Below are 21506 nucleotides of genomic sequence, written 5' to 3'. Positions count from 1 at the left end.
CCTCCCTTTTTGCTGTCGATATTGAGTGGGTTGGTTTGGTTCTAGGCGGTCTTCAGAACGGCCATGATCGACCGCACGAACACCTCCACATGCTGTGAGAGCGGCAGTTTGATCCGCCCATAGAGCGAGTATTCCGCGGTCTGCATGACCACGCCCAGCGCCATGGCGGATTTCAGTTCCGGATCACCGGCCGGGATCTCACCGCGCTTCATCGCCTCGGCGACACAATCGGTCATCAGGTCGGACGGGTCGGCCCCGCCATCGCCCGACGCCGCGATGAAGTAATTGCGGTGGGTGAGGTGGTAGACGAATTGCGCCGGGTCACCATCGGCCAGTTCGCAATAGGCCTTGGTCAGGGCACGGGCGATGTCTTCCATCGTCGCATTCGGCTTGAGATGCGTGGCGACCAGGCCTTCCAGCTTCTTGTGGATCGCCTCGAACATCTGCCGGCCCAGCGCGTCCTTGGACTTGAAATGCCGGTACATGGCACCGTCGGAAATGGCACAGGCTTCCGCGATCTGCTTGATCGAGACGCCATCCATGCCGTGCTGGGCAAACAGCATCAGCGCGGCCCGCTCGATCCGGGCCTTGGTCGTCCCGGTCTTCGCCGTCACGCCGACATTCGTGTCGACCCCGTCGAAAATCCCTGTTCTCAGCATCCCGGTCATGGCGGTTCGTCCTCGTTGAAACCGATCATGTGAATGATCATTTACATGATGTGTACGGGGCGTGCTCCAAAATCGCAAGTGAATAATCGCTTACAGGCCATGTAAAGATGATTCACGCGTGATTTCAGTGGCTTGTTTGGTGCTTCCCTTCTCCCTAGGGAGAAGGTGCCGCGAAGCGGCGGATGAGGGGGGCGTCGAGGTCGGTGCGATTGTCTGCCAGCACCGGGATTTTCCCCGCTCCCGGCGCATGCGCGCCACCCTCTCCCCAGGGAGAGGGGAAACCTAGCTTCCCCAATCTTATCCCCACCCCCAACATCCCACTCCATACTCCCCCAGCCTCTTCACCACTCGAGGCCCGGCCCGGTCAGGTCGGGGGTGAGGCGGTCGCGGAGCGTTCCGGGTGTCTGGGCTGACCGCCAGGAGGAAGGGACGGCTATCAGGGGGTCCAAGAGTGCCGAGGTTTGGCTCCAGTATCCGCCTGGTCTTGAATACCCGTCGCGAGGCGGGAGGAAATCTTCGCGTGCGGGACGCCTTGCGGTGTCACTCACTCAGTTTCCTAGACGATGCCGAAAGGCGTCCCGCACTCCTCATATCGCCAGGCGGCAGCGTCGTGGCGGTCTTGGGCGTGGAAATACCCCCCAAATCGGGTGGTATGACCCGCACAACGGGAATAATTCGGTCAATGCGACCTTCGCTAGCGCACTGTTTTACTTCGCAATTCGATGAATTCCCCTGTGTGGGCAGGGAATATCCATATTCACGTTAGGTAATATTTTATACCTGAGCGGTAGTGTCTAGAAACCGGGTGCTCAAAAAACCAGCAAAAAGCCAGGTGTCGCGTCCGGTGGTGGGAACAGTGTGGGGGAGCCAAGAAATGGCGACGATCAACACAAATGCCGGGGCCATGATGGCCCTGCAGAATTTGAACCAGACGCAACGCGATCTGGAGAAGGTCCAGAACCGGATCAATACCGGTCTGGCAATCGGCTCGGCCAAGGATAATGGCGGCATTTTCGCCATCGCGCAGTCCATGCGCGGCGATGTGCGCGGTTATGCGGCCGTCAGCAATTCACTCGATTTGTCGGTCTCGACCGTGGACGTGGCCCTGGCGGGCGGCGAAGCCATTTCCGATCTCCTGGTGGAGCTCAAGGAGAAGGCGCTGGCTGGATCCGATACGTCGCTCGACACGGCCTCGCGATCGGCCCTGAACGAGGATTTCAAGGCGCTGCGCGATCAGATCTCCAAGATCGTGGAAACGGCGTCCTTCAACGGAACCAATCTGATCGATGGCTCGCAGAGTTCGATCTCTTCGCTGGCGAATGCCGCCGGCACGTCGACGATCTCGATCACGGCGGAAGACCTGTCACTGGGGGGCACGGCAATCACCCTGTCCGCGACGGCCTCTTTTGCCTCGGCGGGTGAGGCCAGCACGCTGGTTTCCACGATCGAGACCTCGCTGGATAATCTCAACGCCTCGCTGGCGCGCCTCGGCACGGGGTCCAAATCCCTCGGCGTCCACAAGGCCTTCGTGAGCAAGCTGTCGGATGCGCTGGAAGTGGGGATCGGCAATCTCGTCGATGCCGACCTGGCCAAGGAAAGCGCCCGTCTCCAATCGCTGCAGGTCAAGCAGCAATTGGGGGTCGAGGCCTTGTCCATCGCCAATGCGAGCCCGGTCAGCATCCTGGGTTACTTCACCTGATCCGGGGCAGACATTTGGGTCTTCGGGCCCGCAAACAACACACTTGGTGACGCCGTTTTGAGGTCGGCGTACAACTGGGGGCGCTCCGGCGCCCCCATTTTTCTGTTTGCCAAGGCGTGGAAACAACTGCGCCCCGCGCCCCGCTCTCCTTGACATTTCACCCCGCAAACCGGCACATCGCGGCAACTTGTCAAACACCGATTTTCGGACGCTTACCCATGCACGCATATCGCACCCACACCTGCGCCCAGCTGCGCAAGGCTGATGTTGGCCAGACCGCGCGGATTTCCGGCTGGATTCACCGCAAGCGCGACCATGGTGGTCTGCTCTTCATCGACCTGCGCGACCATTACGGTCTGACCCAGGTTGTCCTGGAGCCGGAGAGCGAGCATTTCTCCACGCTGGAGCGCCTGCGCGTTGAAAGCGTCATCACGGTGACCGGCGAAGTGATCGCCCGTTCCGACGAGACGGTGAATGCCAACCTGCCGACCGGCGAGATCGAAGTCCGCCTGGCCGACATGTCGATCCAGTCCGAAGCGGAAGAACTGCCGCTGCCGGTCTTCGGTGAGCCGGACTGGTCCGAGGAAGTGCGCCTCAAGCACCGCTATGTCGACCTGCGTCGTGAAAGCCTGCACAAGCGCATCGTGCTGCGTTCCAAGATCATCGACAGCATCCGTCGCCGCATGGTCGAGGAGAACTTCACCGAGTACCAGACGCCGATCCTCACGGCCTCCTCGCCGGAAGGCGCGCGGGACTTTCTCGTGCCGTCCCGTCTGCACCCGGGCAAGTTCTACGCCTTGCCGCAGGCGCCGCAGCAGTTCAAACAGCTGATCATGGTTTCCGGCTTCGACCGGTATTTCCAGATCGCCCCGTGTTTCCGCGATGAAGACGCCCGCGCCGACCGTGCGCCGGGTGAGTTCTACCAGCTCGATATGGAAATGAGCTTCGCGACCCAGCAGGACGTGTTCGACGTGATCGAGCCGGTCATGAAGGGCCTGTTCGAGGAATTCGCCGACGGCCGGCACGTGCCGGACGAGCCCTTCGTGCAGATCCCGTATTTCGACGCGATCCGCTGGTATGGTTCGGACAAGCCGGACCTGCGCAACCCGATCAAGATGTCGGACGTGTCGGAAACCTTCCGCGGTTCCGGCTTCAAGGTCTTCGCCGGCATGCTGGAGAAGAACCCCAAGGTCCAGGTCTGGGCCATCCCGGCCAAGACCGGCGGTTCTCGCGCTTTCTGCGACCGGATGAATTCCTGGGCGCAGAAGGAAGGCCAGCCGGGTCTGGGCTATATCTTCTGGCGTGAAGAGGGTGGTGCCATTGAGGGTGCCGGTCCGATTGCCAAGAATATCGGTCCGGAACGCACTGAAGCCCTGCGCACCGAACTCGGCCTGGAGCCGGGCGATGCGGTCTTCTTTGCCGCCGGTGATCCCAAGGACTTCTACAGCTTCGCCGGCAAGGCCCGCGATGTGGTCGGCACCGAGCTGGACCTGTGCGAGAAAGACACTTTCCGCTTCTGCTGGATCGTCGATTTCCCGATGTATGAATGGGATGAGGACAATAAGAAGGTCGACTTCTCCCACAACCCGTTCTCCATGCCGCAGATCGATCCGGACGACTTCCTCAAGTTCGACGGGTCTGACACGGATGCGCTGCTGGCCCTGAAGGCCTACCAGTACGACATCGTCTGCAATGGTGTGGAACTCTCCTCCGGCGCCGTGCGGAACCACCGTCCGGACGTGATGCTGAAAGCCTTCGCCTTCGCCGGCTATGATGCCGAGACGGTCGAGGAAGAGTTCGGCGGCATGCTCAACGCCTTCCGCTACGGCGCCCCGCCGCACGCCGGTATCGCCCCGGGTGTCGACCGTATCGTCATGCTGCTGGCCGGTGTCGAGAACCTCCGCGAAGTCGTGATGTTCCCGAAGGACCAGCAGGCCCGCGATCTGATGATGAACGCTCCGGCCGAAGTGGAAATGAAACAGCTGCGCGAACTTCACCTGCGCACGGTGGTGCCGGACGCCAAGAAGGGCTGATCCGGCCACAGGCCAAGCAAAAGCCCCGGCGGTTATCCGCCGGGGCTTTTTGTTTGTGTAGACTGTCCGCGGGTCAGCGCTGCGGCGGGGGAGGTGGCGGTTCCGGAATATCGCCACCCGTATTGCTCCTAAAACCGGTTTGCGGCGGGACCGGGTCCACCGGCGGAACGGCGCGGGTATTGGTACGGCGGTAATCGAACACGACAGTCCGGTCCTGCTCGAGCTGTTCGCGGATGATCGCCCGTTCGCGCTCCAGCTCTTCGCGCATCAGCTCGCGCTGGCGTTCACGTTCTTCCTGGTCGCGGGCCAGTTCCCGCTGGGCCTCGCGAATGGCGCGCTGGTTGCGGGCAATCTCGCGCATGGCTTCGCGTGTGGCTTCACTGATCGCATCACGGTCCAGCTCACCCGCATGGGTTTCCAGGGCGTCGGCGATCTGGGTGAGGACCTCGATCCGCGTATTTTCCATCGCCTGGAGTTCGATCACGGTATCAGCGGCCGTATCGCCATTATACCGCACGACATAGGAATAGCCTTGAGCCGCACCTTGGACGGTTTGCGGCGTGTCCGAGCAAACGGGCAGGGTGAATTCCCAGTCGATCTCGGTCGCCTCATTGCCGCACGCACCGGTCAGGCTGGTTTTCGTGAGGCCGCGGACATTCTGGATATGGGCCGAGGAGAAATTGGCCCCATTCAGCGTCGCGCCCGTGAAGTCGACATCTTGCAGCTCGGCCCCGTCAAAACTGGCGCCGGACAGATCGGCATCATGGAAATTCACTTCGGTGCCGTTCACTTCGGAGAAGTTTGCCCGGCGCAGTTCAGCGCCCCGGAAATTTGTACCATTGAGTTCGGCGCGCAGGAAATTGACCTGTCGCAGGCGGGCATCGGCGAAAAGCGTGGCGTTCAGGTCGGACCCGATGAAGGTCACGAACACCATCTGGCTGCCGGTGAAATCGGTATCGCGCAGATTGGCCGAGGAGAAATTCACGCGTTCGATATGGCTGCCGGTGAGGTCGGCATCATCCAGAACAGAACGCGAGAACGTCACACCGGTCAGACGGGCCGCCGGCATTTGTGCATCGGTGAAATCGGTCACGTTGAACCGGCTTTCCACAATCGTCACGCCCGGCAGTTCGCTGTCGGCAAAGGTGGAACCCTGGAAATTGGCGCCGATGAAGATCGCGCCGGCCAGGTTTTTCTCGGAGAAGTCGCAATTCTCGCAATCACCGCCGATCGAAAGACCGCGGCGCGGATGCTCGTCATCGCCCGCCCAGGCTGGCATGGAAACCAGCGCGGTGGTCGTCAGAGCAGCAAGAATGACACGTTTCGTGTAGCGCATAACCCCATGGGATACGGCAGGCTTTGCCCGAATTCGACTTAAATCACAGTAACCCCACCGCATATCGTATGAAACGTAGGCGGTTTCGGTTGGCGGGCAAAGCCCGGGACCGGCCGGTGAACGGGTCAGTCGCAGTGCGGAATCGTCAGGCCGGCAGGCAGGCGCGTGGATGCATCCCCGCAGGCGGTGTTGAGCTGTCGCTGGGTCAGGCCTCGTGCGGTTTCCAGCTCGGCACCGGACAGGGTTGCACCGGTGAGATTGGCCCCGCTCAGGTCGGCACTGCCCAGATAGGCGCCCACCAGATTGGCCCGGGTCAGGTCGGCATTGCGGAAGCTGGCGCCGGTGAAACGGCCGCCGAACATGTTGGCAATCGACAGGTTCGCATTGTCGAACCGGGCGTGATTCATGGTCGACAGGGCGAGATTGGCCTGGCGCAGGCGGGCACCGGACACGTCAATGCCCGGCAGGTCGCGATAGGCCAGTTCCGCCTGGAAGAGATTGCAGCCGGGGCAGGACTGACCGGACTGCACGCGCGCAATCTGGGACGCATCCTGTGCCAGCGAGGCAGAGGGGGCGGCGATCAGAAGGGCCAGAGCCAGAAACAAGCGTGCCATAGTGGTGCACTCCCGGAGAAAACCAGTCAGCACCTTGCAATCCGCGCGCCGCGATCAGCTCTTGTCGTGCCAGCCGCAGGCGTCACAGGTGCGCGGTGCGTCCTCGCCACCCACCACGGTGAAATGCCCGCACTCCGGACAGGGGTCGCCGGAATAGGCCGAAATATCCCGCCCGCTGGCGGGGCGGCTGACGGAATGGTCTTCCAGCTCGAAATGTCCGGTCTCGTCACCTTCCTGGCCGCCGGCGGCGACTTTTTTGGGCGCATTGGCGAACATGAGGATGTTGTCGGGCACCTGGCCGCGCGAGAAACCTCGCGAGATGAATTTGGCTGCGGCCTCCTGGGCCAGCTTCTCCTGCTCCACGCCTTTGCCGATCCCGCCGGGATCTGCCTTGTCTGGCGAAACTTCAGCGAGGTCTTCCCGGCCGAGATAGGACACGCCGAGCTCCCGGAAGAGATAGTCCAGGATGGAGGTCGCGTGCTGGATGGAGTCGTTGCCCTCAACCGGCCCGGCCGGTTCGAAGCGCGTGTAGACAAAGGCGTCGACGAATTCCTCCAGCGGCACGCCGTATTGCAGGCCGATCGAGATCGCGATCGCGAAATTATTCATCAGGGAGCGGAAGGCGGCGCCTTCCTTGTGCATGTCGATGAAAATCTCGCCCAGCTCGCCATCATCGAACTCGCCAGTGTGGAGATAGACTTTGTGCCCGCCGACCGTGGCTTTCTGGATATAGCCCTTCCGGCGATCCGGCAGCTTTCGGCGGGCGGCCGGTTTCTCGACCACGCGCTCCACCGTGCGTTCCACGATCCGTTCCTGGACCGGGGCTTCGGCAGCATAATCGCCCTTGTCGAAATCAATCGCGGGCAGGAGGTCGAACAGACCGGAGGCGGTGCGGCGCATGTCCAGCCGGCGCAGGCCCAGTTCTCCACCCATGTCGATGAGGGCAGAGACATCATCGATGGTGACATCGCCCTCCAGCGACAGGGATGTTGCGCAAGCCCCTTCGATCTGTTGTTCCAGCGCCTGGGCCAGTCGCATCTGGGCCTGGGGCGAGACCGGGGCAAACACACTGCGTTGCGCGGCCGTCAGGCCGGGCGCTTCGTCGAGGTTTGCCGTTCCCAGGGCGTGACGATCGGCGGCGCGGATATCCGCTTCGGAATAGCCCAGAGCGGTGCACAGGGATTGCCCCTGTGTCTCCACGATATCGGACGGCAGGCCGAGCGCGCGGCAGACCCGGTCGCCCAGCGTCCAGCGATTGAGGGCAAACCGCACCGAAGCGCCTTCGCCAATGGAATCATCCAGCCGTTCCAGCGCATCCTCGGGAACACCGCGTTCACGCAGGCCTTCAATTGAAATGCCCGGTGCACCACGCAGCGTGCCATGGCCGGCGGCATGGTCCTCGGCGGCCTCGATGGCGCCAGCGCTCAGACCGGATTGTTCCAGGCCACGGCGGGCGCATTCGCGCAGCCGGCGGCTTGCGGAATAGGTGTCGTCGGTCGTCGTGCTCCCGGGGACCGGAAGGGCCCCCAGACTGTCCGCGTCCATCAGGCTGGAAATCTCTGCATCCGGTAGCAGGCAGGCCAGCTGGATGCCGGGCCGGGCAAGGGCGGCTTTCGGCATGAAGCACGTATCGGCGGCTGTCAGCGCATCCACCAGAAGGTCGAAGGCTTCCGGCAGGCCATCCAGATCGACCTCGGGGCCCAGTCCCGGCGCACTGGCCCCGGTTTGCGAGGCGGCATTACGCAAGGCGATTGTGCAGAGACGTCCGATCGCCGCCGCAGAGCGCTGGGCCTCCTCGCTGTCATAGGCGAGACCGGCACTCATGAGCACCGCGCCCAGACCATTCAACGACAGCGTCCCGGCCGACTGGGCGCCCTTGGAGGCGCTCAACACCAGAACCGTCGACCAGTAGGTGATCGCGTCCGTCAGCAGATCAGGCTGCAATTGCGAGCCCTCATCCAGGAAGGCGGGCAGGTTGATGTGGATGATCGGGCCGATGGCCGGCGGGTCTTCATGGAAGGCCAGTCCCGGCGTGCCGAAACTCCAGATCGAGCGGGCAATGCCTGTGCGGAAATCGCGGGCACGGACCGTGCCGCCATCCTCGTCGAAGGACCAGGCCTCATCCTCCTGGACCGCTTTCATCAAGGCGGGCGGGACATGCATCAGGGCCGGGCGCTGCGGGGCCGCGTCGGGAACAAGCGCGGAGAGCGCATCATCATCCGTACCCTGCCGGGCCAGGGAGAGCGCACGTTCCACGGCCTCTTCGGGTACACCATCCTTGAGCGCCCGGCGCATGGCGCGGGCGAGGGCGGCATTGCGACGAGGGTCGAAACATTCGGCTTCATCGCCGGAACATTTGCGGCAGGCTTCGCCAATGGCTTCCAGGCGCTCGCGGGTTACCCGGGCGCCGACATCCAGCACGGAGGCGCGCAGCGCACCTTCAGCCACGCGGCGCAGCTGGCCCGGCGCGGACCGGGACTGGGCGCGGATCTGAAGTGGCGTATCGGCAGTCTCGGCGCGGGCGGGTGTGTCACCATAGGCCCAGTCCACACCGCCTTCGCGGATCAGATGGGCATCGGGCGTGACAAAGCGGCCCTGAATGCTGGCCGCTAGTTCGCGGGCCAGGGATTCGGCATCCTCATCCGCGTCGAACGCGCCCTGACGGGCCGCCGACCAGGCGAGGGAACCGGCCAGACGTGTGGTCACATCATCCAGCGAGTTTTCCAGCTGGCGGGTCTCGTCGGCCGGAATGTGAGGTGTCAGGCCCCCGAAGGCTTTCACGCCGGACTTCGGCTTTGTGACAGCGGGGCGGGGCGTGTCGAGCAGGCGGCAGAGTGTGTCGGCTGCCAGGGTGGACCAGCTGGCTGGCACCTGGATGCGACGCGTGTCACTGGGCAGGTCCGGATCACCACCGACAACCAGCTCTCGCGTCTCCAGAGCCTGGTTTTCGCCCTGGTTCGCCAGCCATTCTGCAAAGCGTTGTTCGACGTGCATGCGTGTGCCCTCAGCCACCCCGAATCGCTCGGGAGAAGAACGAGTCTAACGCGCCGGCCGCAGGCCGAGAAACCCGAACTCAACGCGAGCCGCGTTCGGCACTGGACCGCTGCGCGTGCGAAGGCATATAAAGCCCCGAAAGACCTGCCCGACTCGGAGCTCATGACCATGTTCGGATTCATCGCCAAGATTTTCGTCTGGTGGAAAGACGCCACCCCGGGGACCTTCCTGACCCTGGCCATGCGTGGTGCCCAGAAGGTTGGCGAGGATGAATACGGCAATCGCTATTTCACCGAGCGCGGCAATACCGGTCCGGATGGCCGCAAGCGCCGCTGGGTGGTTTACAAGGGCTATGCGGATGCCTCGCGCGTGCCGTCGGACTGGCATGGCTGGCTGCACCACACCTTCGACACGCCGCCGAGTGAAGCGCCGCTGCACCGTCAGGCCTGGGAGAAGGACCACCATCCCAATCTGACCGGCACGGTCTATGCCTATCGCCCGACCGGCTCCCTGCTGGTCCCCGAGAAACGCCAGGCCTCGTCCGGCGATTATCAGGCCTGGTCCCCCGACGAGGCGTGAGCGTCTCGACACGGTCACATTCCCACGGCAGAGTGGGCGCCATGAAAACCCGTCTTCTTGTTTCCCTTTCCATTGCGTGCCTGATGGCTTCGGCCGTGCAGGCCCAGGACACGTCTGACGCTGATCAGGGTGATTCCATTGCTGATTTGCTGCGCCGGGATGATCCGGATGCCAGTGATCGGGGCCCGCTCTCAAGTGAACCGGGCACTGTCGTGGTCCTGCGGGGATTGGACAAGGTGACGGCGCGGACCCGGGATTTCGAAATCCCGATTGGTGAGTCGGCCCAGTTCGGTGCCCTGTCCATCACGGCGCATTATTGCCGCCGCCGCCCGCCGGAAGAAACGCCGGAAACCTATGCCTTCCTGGAAGTGCATGACCGGCGCACGGACGGGTTTGGTGTGGATGTTGATGGTGAGCAGATCTTCTCCGGCTGGATGTTTGCTTCCCGTCCGGCGCAAAACCCGCTGGAACACCCGGTCTATGATGTCTGGGTGCTGGACTGCCGGTCCTGATCGCCTGACAGGGCGAGATCGAGCGCTTGCTGTCCCGAAATCTCGTCGGCAATTTTCCTGAAATCGGCGTCCACTTGCAGCGCGGCGTCCAGGCGTTGACGGTAGTCCGCGCGTGAGATCGTTTCGGCGCCGAAACGTTCCAGATGCTCGGTGGTGAACTGGGTGTCCAGCAGGAGAAATCTCCCGGCTCTCAGACGGGCGACAAGGTGGACCAGAGCCACTTTTGACGCATCCCGCCGCCGCGAGAACATGCTTTCCCCGAAGAAGGCCCCGCCCAGCGCGACGCCATACAGCCCGCCCACCAGATCACCGCCGGACCAGCATTCCACGGAATGGGCGATGCCCAGGGAATGCAGTTCGCTGTAGAGAGAGAGAATGCCGGAATTGATCCAGGTTTCCTCGCGCCCGGGCGCCGGGGCGGCACAGCCTTGCACCACGTCCTGGAAACAGACATTGATCGACACCTGGAAGAGGTCCTGCCGGACCGTCTTCTTGAGGCTGCGGGAGATGTGGAAATGGTCGAGCGGGAGAATGCCCCGCTCGTCCGGGTCCAACAGGTATATGCGCGGATCGTCACGGCCTTCCGCCATCGGGAAGACGCCGCGGGCATAGCAGTCGATCAGGTCCTGGGCACCAAATCCGCGCATCAAGCCTCCGCGTGACGCGTGGCCAGCTAGCCGTTGCGCTGGGCCAGCCACTCCTCGAGCCAGCGAATGTGGTAGTCGCCATTCACGAAGTCCGGTTCCTCGAGCAGGTCAAGGAAGATCGGGATCGTCGTTTCCACACCGCTGACAACCATTTCTTCCAGGGCACGGCGCAGGCGCAGGAGGGTTTCCTGGCGGGTCCGGCCATGGACGATCAGCTTGCCGATCAGGCTGTCATAGTAAGGCGGAATGGAATAGCCCGCATAGAGGGCGGAATCGAGGCGAACGCCCAGACCACCCGGCGCGTGGAACTCGGTGACCTTGCCCGGCGAGGGCGCGAATGTCTTCGGATTCTCCGCATTGATACGGCATTCAATGGCCCAGCCTTCCAGCTGGATGTCGTCCTGGGTGATCTCCAGCGGCAGGCCGGCAGCAACACGGATCTGTTCGCGCACCAGGTCGATACCGGTGATCATCTCGGTCACCGGATGCTCCACCTGCAGGCGGGTATTCATTTCGATGAAGTAGAATTCACCGTTTTCCCAGAGGAATTCGATCGTGCCGACACCGCGGTATCCGATCGCCGAGATGGCCTTGGAGACGACATCGCCGATCTGGGCACGTTCCTCGGCGCTCAGGGCGGGCGAGGGGGCTTCTTCCAGGAGTTTCTGGTGGCGGCGCTGCAAGGAGCAGTCGCGCTCGCCCAGATGCACGACATTGCCATGGGTGTCCGCGAGGACCTGGATTTCGATATGGCGCGGCTGGCCGAGATATTTTTCCAGATAGACCGTGCCGTCGCCAAAAGCGGCAGAGGCTTCGGCCGAGGCCGTTTCCATCGCCTCCTTCAGCTTGTCCTCACTCTCGGCGACCTTCATGCCGCGGCCACCACCACCGGAGGCGGCCTTGATGAGAACCGGGTAACCGATCTCGGCGGCAATGGGCTTGGCCTCTTCATATGTGGCCACACCGCCCTCGGAACCCGGGACGACCGGAATGCCGGCATCCATCACGGCTTTCTTGGCGGTGATCTTGTCACCCATCATGCGGATATGGTCTGCCGTCGGGCCGATGAAGGCGAGGCCATGGGCTTCGACGATCTCGGCGAAACGGGCGTTTTCCGACAGGAAGCCATAGCCGGGGTGCACAGCCTGGGCGCCGGTCACTTCGGCAGCCGTGATAATGGCGGGCACATTGAGATAGGATTTGCCGGCGGGCGGCGGGCCGATACACACGCTTTCATCCGCGAGGCGGACATGCATGGCATTGGCATCGGCTTCCGAATGCACCGCGACAGTGCGGATACCCATTTCACGGCAGGCGCGGTGGACGCGAAGGGCGATCTCGCCGCGATTGGCGATCAGGATCTTGTCGAACATGGCTTCTGCGTTCGCCTCGGCTGGCTTGATCAGGACAGGACGAAGAGCGGCTCGCCGTATTCCACCGGCTGACCGTCATCAACCAGGAGATCGGTCACCGTACCATCCTTCTCCGCGGTAATCGGGTTGAAGGTCTTCATCGCTTCAACCAGCAGGATGGTGTCACCCTTCTTCACGGCATCGCCCGGGCGCACGAAATTGGCGCTGTCCGGGTTCGGCTTGAGATAGGCGGTGCCGACCATCGGGGATTTCACCGTGCCCGGCTTTTCGCCAGCCGGGGCTGCGGCAGCGGCAGCCGGCGCGGCTTCTGCAGCCGCCGGTGCGGCAGCGACCGGAGCGGTGGCCGGGACGGCTACGGTCTGGGCGACCGGTGCGGCAGTGAGCTGGCGCGCAATCCTCAGGCGCAGATCGTCATGCTCGACTTCGATTTCGGACAATTCCGTTTCGCGCAGGATATCCGCCAGTTCACGGACGAGGGCGGGATCGATCGGCGTACGGGAACGAGAATCAGAACTCATGATGAAAGGCCTTTGGTTCCGTCGATTTTAATCAGAGACATTTGGCAGCGGCTTCGATACCCAGCAGATAGCTCTGCAGTCCCAGCCCGGTGATGCTTCCCCGGGCGACAGGGGCGACGTAGGAGTGATGCCGGAAGTCTTCGCGTGCTGCCGTCTGACTCAAGTGAACTTCGATGACCGGAGGTTCTATAGCGCGAACGGCGTCATGCAAAGCGACCGATGTATGCGTAAATGCACCCGGGTTGAAAACAACTGCAGAGGCGTTGACGTTTGCGTCATGCAGCCAGTCGATCAGCTGGCCCTCATGGTTTGACTGCCGGAAGACAATGGAGAAGCCCAAATCCCGGGCCCGCTCGACGCAGGCAGTTTCAATATCCGCCAGCGTCATTGTGCCGTAGACCTCTGGTTCCCGTGTGCCGAGAAGATTGAGATTCGGTCCGTTGAGGATGTGAATGGGTTTGGTCATGGCCTTGCCTTGCAGCCCTTCGGCGAATTACGAGGTGACAGACGTCAGGAGTCAGAAGAGGTCACCGAAGCCGTGCTGCAGCTAACAGTCAATGGGGAAGACCGGTCATTGCCCGCCGGCAGCAGTGTGTCGGACCTGGTCAGTGTGCTCGGATTGGATGGTCGCAAGATCGCCGTCGAGCGCAATCTGGAGATTGTGCCGCGCTCGCAATATGGCGAGACGGAACTGGAAAATGGCGACCGGATCGAGATCGTCGCCTTTGTTGGAGGTGGATAGGCATGGATGACGCAAACCCGAATGTGATGGTCGAGGATACGCCGCTGGTCGTGGCCGGCCGGACTTTCAATTCCCGCCTCATCATCGGCACCGGCAAATATGCCACCTATGCCCAGAATGCCGAGGCGCTGAAAGCCTCCGGGGCCGACATGATCACCGTGGCGATCCGCCGCGTGAACCTGTCCAATCCGGACGAACCGCGCCTGGTCGATTTCATTTCACCGGAGGATTACACCTTCCTGCCCAATACAGCAGGCTGTTTCACCGGGGAGGACGCGGTCCGCACTTTGCGCCTGGCCCGCGAAGCTGGCGGCTGGAATTTGGTGAAACTGGAAGTCCTCTCCGACCCCAAACACCTCTACCCGGACATGGCGGAAACGCTGCGCGCTGCCGAGATGCTGATCAAGGACGGGTTCGACGTCATGGTCTATTGCTCGGACGACCCGGTCTACGCGAAGAAGCTGGAAGAGATCGGCTGTTGCGCGATCATGCCACTGGGCGCCCCGATCGGCTCCGGCCTGGGCATCCAGAACCCGGTCAATATCCGTCTCATCATCGAGCAGACAAAAGTCCCGGTGATTGTCGATGCCGGTGTCGGCACGGCCTCCGATGCCGCCGTGGCGATGGAGCTGGGCTGCGACGGCGTTCTCATGAACACTGCTATTGCCGAAGCCAAGGACCCGATCCGCATGGCCTCGGCCATGAAGCACGCGGTCATCGCCGGGCGCGAAGCCTATCTGGCCGGTCGCATGCCCAAGAAGCGCTATGCCGACCCGTCCAGCCCGCTCTCCGGCCTCATCTGATCTAGGTCGAGCCTTCGGTGTGAATATGGATGGTCTCGCCGCAGTGCTTGCAGTGCACCGCGTCGGCATCGTGCAGCATCAGCCCGCACTTGTGGCACTCCTCGCGGACCTTGGTGGGACGGAAGAGAACCTGCGCCAGGCGCAGGAAGAGCGTCACACCGACAATCATCACGGCCACTGAGAGCAGCCGCCCGCTCGTACCTTCCAGCGTGATATCGCCGAACCCGGTCGTGGTGAGCGTGGTCACCGTGAAATAGAAGGCGTCGGCATAATTGTTGATGTTCGGATTGCTGGCGTATTGCAGGGCGTAGATCAGGCCCGTCGTCACGAACAAGAAGATCAGCAGGTTCAGCCCGGCCAGCAATTCCTCTTCATGGTTCCGGAAAAAGCGGAAATCTTTCCGCAGCCGGTTGAGCAATTGATAGGAATGCAAAAGGCGCAGGGTCCGCAAGATGCGCAGGAAGCCCAGGCCTTCCCCGGCAATCGGTGCCAGGAAGGACCCAATGGCGACCAGATCGGCCCAGGTGGTCGGCCGGATGAAGATCATCCGCTTGTTCTTCTCGATCATCAGGCGCGCGATGAAATCGGTCAGGATGACCAGGCCCAGAAGCAGATCGCCCAGTTCAATGGCCAGTGTCCGCGGAAAGAAGGATGTCGCGATCACATAGCAGGTCGCGGCAATGTCGAAGCCGAGAATGCCATAGCGAAAGCGCTGGGCGGTCAGGGTGTCGGCTTCGTAGAGTGAGCGGATCTTGTCGAGCACGGCCGCCAATTCCTCTTGGATTTTCAAGGACGGGTCCGATTCCCGCTTGCCCTCAGTCTTGCGCCTGAGACGCGACGGGGCAATGCGGGCTTGCGTTGGGTGGACATGTGTTCCTCTTTTGTTCTAGTCTTCGATTCAAAGAGGAGACAGGCGATGGACCCGCGCATTTCATTGATCACCTTGGGCGTACAGGACCCGGCCCGGTCGCGCGCCTTCTATGAAGCCATGGGATGGAAGGCCGCCTTCGAGAATGACGAGATCGTCTTCTTCCAGCTCAATGGCGTCGTGCTGGGCCTGTTCCGCCGGGAAAGCTTTGACGCGGACATGATGCGCGACAATGACGGCTCAGGCCGGGTGGCGTTGGCCTATAATGTGCGGGAGCGGGATGAGGTTGATCCCTTGCTCGAACAGGCCGTGCAAGCCGGCGGCAGCCTGTTGAAGGCCGCCCACCAAGCCCCTTGGGGTGGCTATTCCGGCTATTTTGCCGACCCGGACGGTCATGCCTGGGAGATTGCCTAGAATGATCGATGGGTCATCGATCCGGCGGGCAATGTGTCCATGGGAGCGTAGCTTCCGGACCGGTCGGCTTAGTTGTTCAGGCCGCGGGCCAGAGCTTCATCCAGCGCCATTTCATTGGCACCCGCCACCACCGTGTCTCCCACGATGAAGAAGGGCGTTCCCGTCACGCCCAGTACACTGCCCAGGGATCGGTTCTGGGTGATGTGCTCCAGAAGGGCGGGATCTTCCATGTCAGCGCGCATGCGTTCGACATCCACACCCGATACGCGGGCCAGTTGGAAGATACGCTCGTCCGGCAGCGGGCCGGAGGAGGAGATCATCGCTGTGTGGAACGCCGAATAGACCTCTACACCCTGGCGAAGCGCAGCGAGGGCGGCGATGGAGGCCTGGACCGAGTCATCGCCGAGGATCGGGTATTCCTTGAAGATGAACTGGACACGGTCACCATATTGCTCGCGGACATCCTCGACCCAGTCATTGGCGACGCGGCAGTAAGAGCATTTGTAATCCATGAATTCCACGATCACGAGATCGGGCTCGTCGGCGCCGATGCGCGGGTCGCGCGGATCATTGAAGATCGCATCGGACTGGGCAGACACTGCGTCATACATGGATTGCATTTCGCGGGCCCGGGCGCGGCGCTGGAGCTCGATCAGCGCCTCTTCGATGATTTCCGGATTTTCCAGAATGTATTCGCGGACAATCTCACGAACTTCATCGCGGTCGGCCTCGGACATCTGGGCCTGGGCCTGCTGGCAGCCCAGCAGGGCGAGGGCGGCAATCATCAATCCGGCAAGACGCATCATCAGGACAAATCCTCAAGAGAAGTTCGTGTTGTAGATCGTACTTAGCCGGTCTCGTCCGTGGCGGCGAGAGGTGCGCGTGTAAAATCCGCGTGTATCCGCGTCAGGCTGTACCCGTCGGCTTGTCCCGAACTCAACGCCCGCCTATGGGAACATCATGCTGTCGCCCGTCCTGCTTGTCCTCACCAGCCTGTCCCTGTCCACCGATGCCTTCGCCGCGGCTCTGGCGCGCGGTGCGGGGCATCCGGGTGCGCGCACACCGGAAGCGTTGAGAACGGGTGCGGTCTTCGGCCTGTCTGAAGGTCTGATGTGTCTGGCCGGCTGGCTGCTGGCCCGCGTGGCCGGCAGCTGGATCACGGCTCTGGATCACTGGATCGCCCTGATCCTGCTGGCGGGCATTGGCGGCATGATGATCCGCAACGGCCTGTCGGGCGATGATGAGGCTGCGGAAGACGCGCCTCCGGCGAACCGCTCTCTGGCGGGCACAGCCGTCACGGCGCTGGGGACGAGTATCGATGCCGCGGCGGTCGGGGTCGCGCTGTCAGTTTCGGGTGGTCCCGTCTGGACGGCCCTCATGGTCGGTCTGTCATCCTTCCTGATCGCTTCGCTGGGCTACCGGATCGGACCCAAGGTGGGTGAGAAGCTGGGCGGATGGGCCGAGATTGGCGGCGGCGCCACGCTGATCCTGATCGGTGTCTCGATCTTTGTCAGCCATGTCACCGCCGGCTGATCGTCAGGCGATTTCGAAAATCCCGTCCACTTCAACCGCGGCACCGAGCGGCAGGACCGGGCAGGACACGGCCGAGCGGGCGTGGCGTCCGGCATCGCCGAAGACATCCACCATCAGGTCCGAACAGCCATTGATCACCTGGGGAATATCCGTGAAGCCGGGCACGGCAGCCACGAAACCACCGAGCTTCACCACGCGTTTCAGGCGGGACAGATCGCCACCGCAGGCGGCCTTCAGCTGGGCGATCAGATTGATGCCGCACAGACGCGCTGCGGCCTGGCCGGCTGCCACATCCATGTCACTGCCCAGCGTGCCCTTCACCAGCCCGTCCGGGGCGATGGAGACCTGACCGGAAATAAAGACCTGGCTGCCGGTCTGGACGAAAGGCACGTAATTGGCCACGGGGGCGACCGGTTCGGGCAGGGTGATGCCCAGTTCGGACAGGCGGGTTTCGATCGCGGACATGGGAATCTCCTCGCTGCGTTGGAGCGAAACTTAGCCGCGTATGGACCTCATGCAATCCGCCTTCTTGACTTGACGCGCACGTCATCGGGCAGAGTACGTGAATGACCCAATTGATCCAGGAAAACGAGATCCGGTTTGACGCGCGCGACGGGTATTCCCTGTCCGGCCGGATTCTTGCGCCTGACAATCCCAAAGCGGCTGTACTGATTTCCTCGGGCACCGGCTTTCCCAAGGGCTTCTACCGCAAGATCGCCGCACAAGGCGCGGAGCAGGGTTTTGCTTGCCTGATCTATGATTATCGCGGCGTGGCCGGCTCGGCGCCCGACAGGTTGAGAGGCTTCCAGGCTGATATTCTCGACTGGGCGCGACTGGATTTTCCCGCGGCACTCGACCGCGCGGCAGACCTGGCGCCGGGCAAGCCTGTCTTCACGCTGGGGCATTCGGTCGGCGGTCATCTGGTCGGGTTTGCCGACAATGCCGACCGTGCGCGGGCCCATGCCTTTGTCTGTTGCGGATCTGGATATTGGGGCTCCCACGACCCGGCCTATATCCCGCGCGCCTTGCTGTTCTGGCTCGGCATCGGCCCCCTCAACCTGGCCCTGAAAGGGCATATCGCCGAGGGTGGTTTGTGGGGCGGCACGGCCTTGCCCAAGCCGGTCTTTCAGCAATGGCGCAACTGGGCCTTCCGGAAACGCTATTTCGGGGATCTCCTCGGTGAGATCGAAGGGTCGCGTTTCGATACGCTCACCACGCCGATCCGGAACTATACCTTCACCGATGATCAATTGGCGTCCGAGCGCTCCGCGCGGGAAATGATGAGCCTCTACAGTGCCGCCAATCCGGAAATCGTCCGCCTGTCACCCCAGGATGTCGGCGCTCGCAAGGTCGATCATGCCGGCGCTTTCAGCCGCGAGGCGGCCGGCTTCTGGCCGCTGCCCTTTGAGTGGTTCGAGACTTATCTCTGATCACCCGGCTCGCGCTTCGGCTTTGAGCGGAAACCAATGCCTTTCACCACGGCATCGCCGCCGAATTTCTCACGCGCCTTGTCCATCGCGCGCTCTGCGGTGGCCCGGCGGATAGCATTGGGGTCGAGCAGATCACCGGCATCCCCCACAGCGTCCCGCAGGTCCGAGAAACCGATCCCGATCAGCCGGTAGCGCGTGCCGTCGACTTCCTTGGCCAGTAATTCACGCCCGACCCGGAAGAGCGTGTCGGCCAGCTGGCTCGGTTCATTCAGCGTGCGTCGTCTCGTGCGAGACTTGAAGTCCGACGTCTTGAGTTTCAGCGTCACCACGGATCCGGAAATCCCCTTCGCCTTCATCTGGTCGGAGACCTTCACGCACAGGCGCCAGAGCTGTTTCTTCAGCACATCGCCATCATCATGGTCCGCGTTAAAGGTCGTCTCACTGGACACGCTCTTGCGCTCGCGCACTGGCGAGACCTTGCGCGTATCCTCGCCGCGCGAGAGGCGGGAGAGGTGGTAGCCCATATCGCCATAGCGCTGGGCCATGGCCTTGTCGCCCTGGCGGCGGATATCGGCCAGCGTGCGGATGCCGTCGCGTTCCAGCTTGGCCGCAAACGCCGGTCCGACGCCATAGATCGCCCGGACCGGCCGTTTGGCGAGGAAGTCCTGCGCCTCCGCTTCGCCGATCACGGCGAAACCATGCGGCTTGTCCAGGTCGGAGGCCGTCTTGGCGAGGAATTTGTTGAAGGACAGGCCGACCGAAACCGTGATCCCGACCTCCTCCCGAATGGCGCGCTGCAGGCGCAACAGGGTCAGGGCCGGTGGCGCGTGATGCAGCCGGCTGGTGCCGGTCAGGTCCAGGAAGGCCTCGTCGATGGAGAGCGGTTCCACCAGCGGAGTGATATCGCTCATCATCTCCCGGATCCGATAGCCTTCCCTTGTGTATTTGCCATGCTCCCGCTTGATCACCACGGCGTCCGGACAGGCCTTCAGCGCCTGGAACATCGGCATGGCGGAATGCACGCCGTAGAGGCGCGCGATGTAGCAGCAGGTCGACACAACGCCGCGCTGACCGCCTCCTATGATGACCGGCTTGTCTTCCAGGGCCGGATTGTCGCGTTTCTCGATCGCAGCGAAAAAGGCGTCGCAATCGATATGGGCGATGGAGAGCGTGTTGATCTCGGCATGGCGCAGGAGTTTGTGCGAGCCGCAGGCCGGACAGGCCGGCTCGCCGCCGGCCAGGGGTTCCAGGCAGGCGCGGCAATAACCCGGATCACTTGGCTGGCCGGTCATTCACACTCCGGTGGCCAGAGCCAGGCGGCACCACGCACGCCGGAACTGTCGCCATGAAGGTTCTTGAGAACAGGCGTAGCGATCCCGTCGGCGAAGACGAGTGCAGGCAGGGCGGCTTCCGCGTCCTCCGCCAGGCCGGGCGCATTGGAAACGCCCCCGCCCAGCACGACGACATCAGGGTCGACGAGATTGATGACGTGGGCGAGACCGCGTGCCATCCGGCTGACATAGCGGGCTCGGCTGGCCTTTGCCGGACCATCCTGCGCCGACAGGATGTCGGCGGCATCGCGCACCTCACCGGTTTCGGCCGCATGCCAGCGCGACAGGCCCGGGCCGGAGAGCCAGGTTTCCAGGCAGCCGGACTTGCCACACCAGCATGGGATGCCTGGATACTCGTCGGCCTGGAGCCAGGGCAGGGGATTATGTCCCCATTCCCCCGCCTTCTGTCCGGCCCCGGCGTGAAGGGCTCCGTCAAAGACCAGCCCGCCGCCAACGCCGGTTCCCAGAATCACCCCGAACACGCTGTCTGCGCCTGTTCCGGCTCCGTCTCTGGCTTCTGAAAGGGCGAAACAATCGGCATCATTGGCGGTGCGTACATCCCGCCCCAGACGTGCAGACAGATCGCGCTTGAGAGGCTTTCCATTGAGCCAGGTGGAGTTGGCATTGCGCATGAGCCCGGTCTCAGGATTAAGAGAGCCGGGGTGGCCTAGGCCCGTGCGGCAAGGCAATCCGCCATCCTCGATGCGTCCCACTAGGGCTGCAATGGCGTCGAGGCTGGCGGCATAATCTGGAGGCGTAGCGATCCGCTCACGGGCGAGAATGGCGCCGTCCGGGGCCATCAGGACGGCCTCAATCTTGGTTCCGCCCAAATCAATCCCAATCCGGTTGGCGTTTCCCGTCACGCTATTCTCCAGGCCTTTAATTGAACGATTTTGTTCTTATCTTGTTCCTGTGAGCCCGAAAAGTGCTCGGTGACTCATGGTTGGTTAAGGAAGATCGGGTTTGATGCAGGCGGGGTCAAACACGCACGTAAAAAGCGTGCATTACACGGGAAGCGCGTCGCCGACATGCTGCAGGTCATGCCGAAAAAGGTTCTGATCGTCGAGGATAACGAGCTCAACATGAAGCTCTTCAACGATCTGCTTGAAGCTCATGGCTATGAGACCTTGCAGACGAAGGATGGCTTCAAGGCGCTCGAACTCGCCCGTGAACATACACCCGACCTGATTCTCATGGACATCCAGTTGCCGGAAGTCTCCGGCCTTGAAGTCACCAAGTGGCTCAAGGACGACGAATCCCTGTCGGCCATTCCTGTTGTCGCCGTGACGGCGTTCGCGATGAAAGGGGATGAGGAACGGATTCGGGAAGGAGGCTGTGAAGCCTACCTGTCCAAACCGATTACCGTGACCACCTTCATCGAGACCGTTCGCCAGTTCCTGGATTAGGGAGTT

General features: G+C 62.5%; 23 protein-coding genes. 10 read left to right on the top strand and 13 right to left on the bottom strand.

Annotated features, from left to right (window positions below):
- Positions 1–41: 41 nt before the first annotated feature.
- Positions 42–668: a TetR/AcrR family transcriptional regulator gene (locus tag I0K07_RS11180; RefSeq protein ID WP_203293403.1), complete on the bottom strand. Its 627-nt coding sequence runs from the start codon at positions 666–668 to the stop codon at positions 42–44.
- Positions 669–1542: 874 nt separating this feature from the next.
- Between I0K07_RS11180 and I0K07_RS11175 the strand changes: the two genes are divergently transcribed.
- Positions 1543–2367 (top strand): flagellin, encoded by an 825-nt coding sequence (locus I0K07_RS11175; RefSeq protein ID WP_203293401.1) that lies wholly within the window; start codon positions 1543–1545, stop codon positions 2365–2367.
- 218 nt (positions 2368–2585) lie between these two features.
- Positions 2586–4400: an aspartate--tRNA ligase gene (aspS, locus tag I0K07_RS11170; RefSeq protein WP_203293399.1), complete on the top strand. Its 1815-nt coding sequence runs from the start codon at positions 2586–2588 to the stop codon at positions 4398–4400.
- A 73-nt stretch (positions 4401–4473) separates the two neighbouring features.
- Here aspS and I0K07_RS11165 read toward each other — a convergent pair whose 3' ends face one another.
- The 3 genes from I0K07_RS11165 to I0K07_RS11155 form a co-directional block, all read right to left on the bottom strand.
- Positions 4474–5736, bottom strand: a complete 1263-nt coding sequence (locus I0K07_RS11165; protein WP_203293397.1) for a pentapeptide repeat-containing protein — start codon at positions 5734–5736, stop codon at positions 4474–4476.
- A 125-nt stretch (positions 5737–5861) separates the two neighbouring features.
- Entirely contained in the window at positions 5862–6350 is a 489-nt protein-coding gene (locus tag I0K07_RS11160; RefSeq protein WP_203293395.1) for a pentapeptide repeat-containing protein, read from the bottom strand.
- A 54-nt stretch (positions 6351–6404) separates the two neighbouring features.
- Positions 6405–9344 (bottom strand): TSCPD domain-containing protein, encoded by a 2940-nt coding sequence (locus I0K07_RS11155; protein WP_203293394.1) that lies wholly within the window; start codon positions 9342–9344, stop codon positions 6405–6407.
- 168 nt (positions 9345–9512) lie between these two features.
- Here I0K07_RS11155 and I0K07_RS11150 point away from each other — a divergent pair, with 168 nt between their 5' ends.
- The gene (locus I0K07_RS11150) at positions 9513–9923 is read left to right on the top strand and encodes an NADH:ubiquinone oxidoreductase subunit NDUFA12 (protein ID WP_203293392.1); all 411 of its coding nucleotides are present in this window, start codon (positions 9513–9515) and stop codon (positions 9921–9923) included.
- 41 nt (positions 9924–9964) lie between these two features.
- Positions 9965–10435, top strand: coding sequence for a DUF2155 domain-containing protein (locus I0K07_RS11145; RefSeq protein ID WP_203293390.1), 471 nt, complete (start codon positions 9965–9967; stop codon positions 10433–10435).
- Here I0K07_RS11145 and aat read toward each other — a convergent pair.
- Genes aat through aroQ form a run of 4 tightly spaced genes read right to left on the bottom strand, consistent with a single transcriptional unit; the run spans position 10402 to position 13439 of the window.
- Positions 10402–11082: a leucyl/phenylalanyl-tRNA--protein transferase gene (aat, locus tag I0K07_RS11140; protein ID WP_203293388.1), complete on the bottom strand. Its 681-nt coding sequence runs from the start codon at positions 11080–11082 to the stop codon at positions 10402–10404. The two genes, I0K07_RS11145 and aat, sit on opposite strands and share 34 nt — an antisense overlap.
- Before the next feature lie 26 nt (positions 11083–11108).
- Positions 11109–12455 carry an acetyl-CoA carboxylase biotin carboxylase subunit gene (gene accC / locus I0K07_RS11135; protein ID WP_203293386.1) on the bottom strand — a complete coding sequence of 449 codons (1347 nt, stop codon included), beginning with the start codon at positions 12453–12455 and terminating at the stop codon, positions 11109–11111.
- 29 nt (positions 12456–12484) lie between these two features.
- Entirely contained in the window at positions 12485–12973 is a 489-nt protein-coding gene (gene accB, locus I0K07_RS11130; RefSeq protein WP_203293384.1) for an acetyl-CoA carboxylase biotin carboxyl carrier protein, read from the bottom strand.
- A gap of 31 nt (positions 12974–13004) precedes the next feature.
- On the bottom strand, positions 13005–13439 hold the full coding sequence (gene aroQ, locus I0K07_RS11125) for a type II 3-dehydroquinate dehydratase (RefSeq protein WP_203293382.1): 435 nt from the start codon (positions 13437–13439) through the stop codon (positions 13005–13007).
- A gap of 75 nt (positions 13440–13514) precedes the next feature.
- Here aroQ and thiS point away from each other — a divergent pair, with 75 nt between their 5' ends.
- Both thiS and I0K07_RS11115 read left to right on the top strand, forming a co-directional pair.
- A complete protein-coding gene (thiS, locus tag I0K07_RS11120; protein ID WP_203293728.1) occupies positions 13515–13715 on the top strand; it encodes a sulfur carrier protein ThiS in 201 nt (66 codons plus the stop codon).
- A 2-nt stretch (positions 13716–13717) separates the two neighbouring features.
- Positions 13718–14518 (top strand): thiazole synthase, encoded by an 801-nt coding sequence (locus I0K07_RS11115; RefSeq protein ID WP_275297525.1) that lies wholly within the window; start codon positions 13718–13720, stop codon positions 14516–14518.
- Position 14519: 1 nt separating this feature from the next.
- On the opposite strand, the gene I0K07_RS11110 is transcribed toward I0K07_RS11115, so the two are convergent.
- Positions 14520–15308, bottom strand: a complete 789-nt coding sequence (locus I0K07_RS11110; RefSeq protein WP_203293380.1) for a potassium channel family protein — start codon at positions 15306–15308, stop codon at positions 14520–14522.
- A gap of 126 nt (positions 15309–15434) precedes the next feature.
- On the opposite strand from I0K07_RS11110, the gene I0K07_RS11105 reads away from it, so the two are divergent.
- Positions 15435–15800, top strand: a complete 366-nt coding sequence (locus I0K07_RS11105) for a VOC family protein (RefSeq protein WP_203293378.1) — start codon at positions 15435–15437, stop codon at positions 15798–15800.
- Positions 15801–15868: 68 nt separating this feature from the next.
- Here the strand turns inward: I0K07_RS11105 and I0K07_RS11100 are convergent, their stop codons facing one another.
- The gene (locus I0K07_RS11100) at positions 15869–16606 is read right to left on the bottom strand and encodes a DsbA family protein (RefSeq protein WP_238934799.1); all 738 of its coding nucleotides are present in this window, start codon (positions 16604–16606) and stop codon (positions 15869–15871) included.
- Positions 16607–16760: 154 nt separating this feature from the next.
- Here I0K07_RS11100 and I0K07_RS11095 point away from each other — a divergent pair, with 154 nt between their 5' ends.
- The gene (locus I0K07_RS11095; protein ID WP_203293376.1) at positions 16761–17333 is read left to right on the top strand and encodes a manganese efflux pump MntP; all 573 of its coding nucleotides are present in this window, start codon (positions 16761–16763) and stop codon (positions 17331–17333) included.
- A 3-nt stretch (positions 17334–17336) separates the two neighbouring features.
- On the opposite strand, the gene I0K07_RS11090 is transcribed toward I0K07_RS11095, so the two are convergent.
- Positions 17337–17798 (bottom strand): RidA family protein, encoded by a 462-nt coding sequence (locus tag I0K07_RS11090; RefSeq protein WP_203293374.1) that lies wholly within the window; start codon positions 17796–17798, stop codon positions 17337–17339.
- Between the two features lie 101 nt (positions 17799–17899).
- Here I0K07_RS11090 and I0K07_RS11085 point away from each other — a divergent pair, with 101 nt between their 5' ends.
- Entirely contained in the window at positions 17900–18763 is an 864-nt protein-coding gene (locus I0K07_RS11085; protein WP_203293372.1) for an alpha/beta hydrolase family protein, read from the top strand.
- On the opposite strand, the gene I0K07_RS11080 is transcribed toward I0K07_RS11085, so the two are convergent.
- Both I0K07_RS11080 and I0K07_RS11075 read right to left on the bottom strand, forming a co-directional pair.
- Positions 18754–20055: a DNA polymerase IV gene (locus I0K07_RS11080; RefSeq protein ID WP_203293370.1), complete on the bottom strand. Its 1302-nt coding sequence runs from the start codon at positions 20053–20055 to the stop codon at positions 18754–18756. The two genes, I0K07_RS11085 and I0K07_RS11080, sit on opposite strands and share 10 nt — an antisense overlap.
- On the bottom strand, positions 20052–20957 hold the full coding sequence (locus tag I0K07_RS11075; protein ID WP_338041058.1) for an ROK family protein: 906 nt from the start codon (positions 20955–20957) through the stop codon (positions 20052–20054). The genes I0K07_RS11080 and I0K07_RS11075 overlap by 4 nt, the downstream gene beginning before the upstream one ends.
- A 177-nt stretch (positions 20958–21134) precedes the next feature.
- Between I0K07_RS11075 and I0K07_RS11070 the strand changes: the two genes are divergently transcribed.
- Entirely contained in the window at positions 21135–21500 is a 366-nt protein-coding gene (locus I0K07_RS11070) for a response regulator (RefSeq protein WP_138510557.1), read from the top strand.
- Positions 21501–21506: the final 6 nt, after the last annotated feature.

Origin of the sequence: Maricaulis parjimensis, from assembly GCF_016817355.1 — a bacterium.
In the GTDB taxonomy this organism is placed as follows: domain Bacteria; phylum Pseudomonadota; class Alphaproteobacteria; order Caulobacterales; family Maricaulaceae; genus Maricaulis; species Maricaulis parjimensis.
The sequence above is the reverse complement of the archived record's forward strand: the minus strand, read 5'-3'. Positions and strand labels throughout refer to the sequence as shown.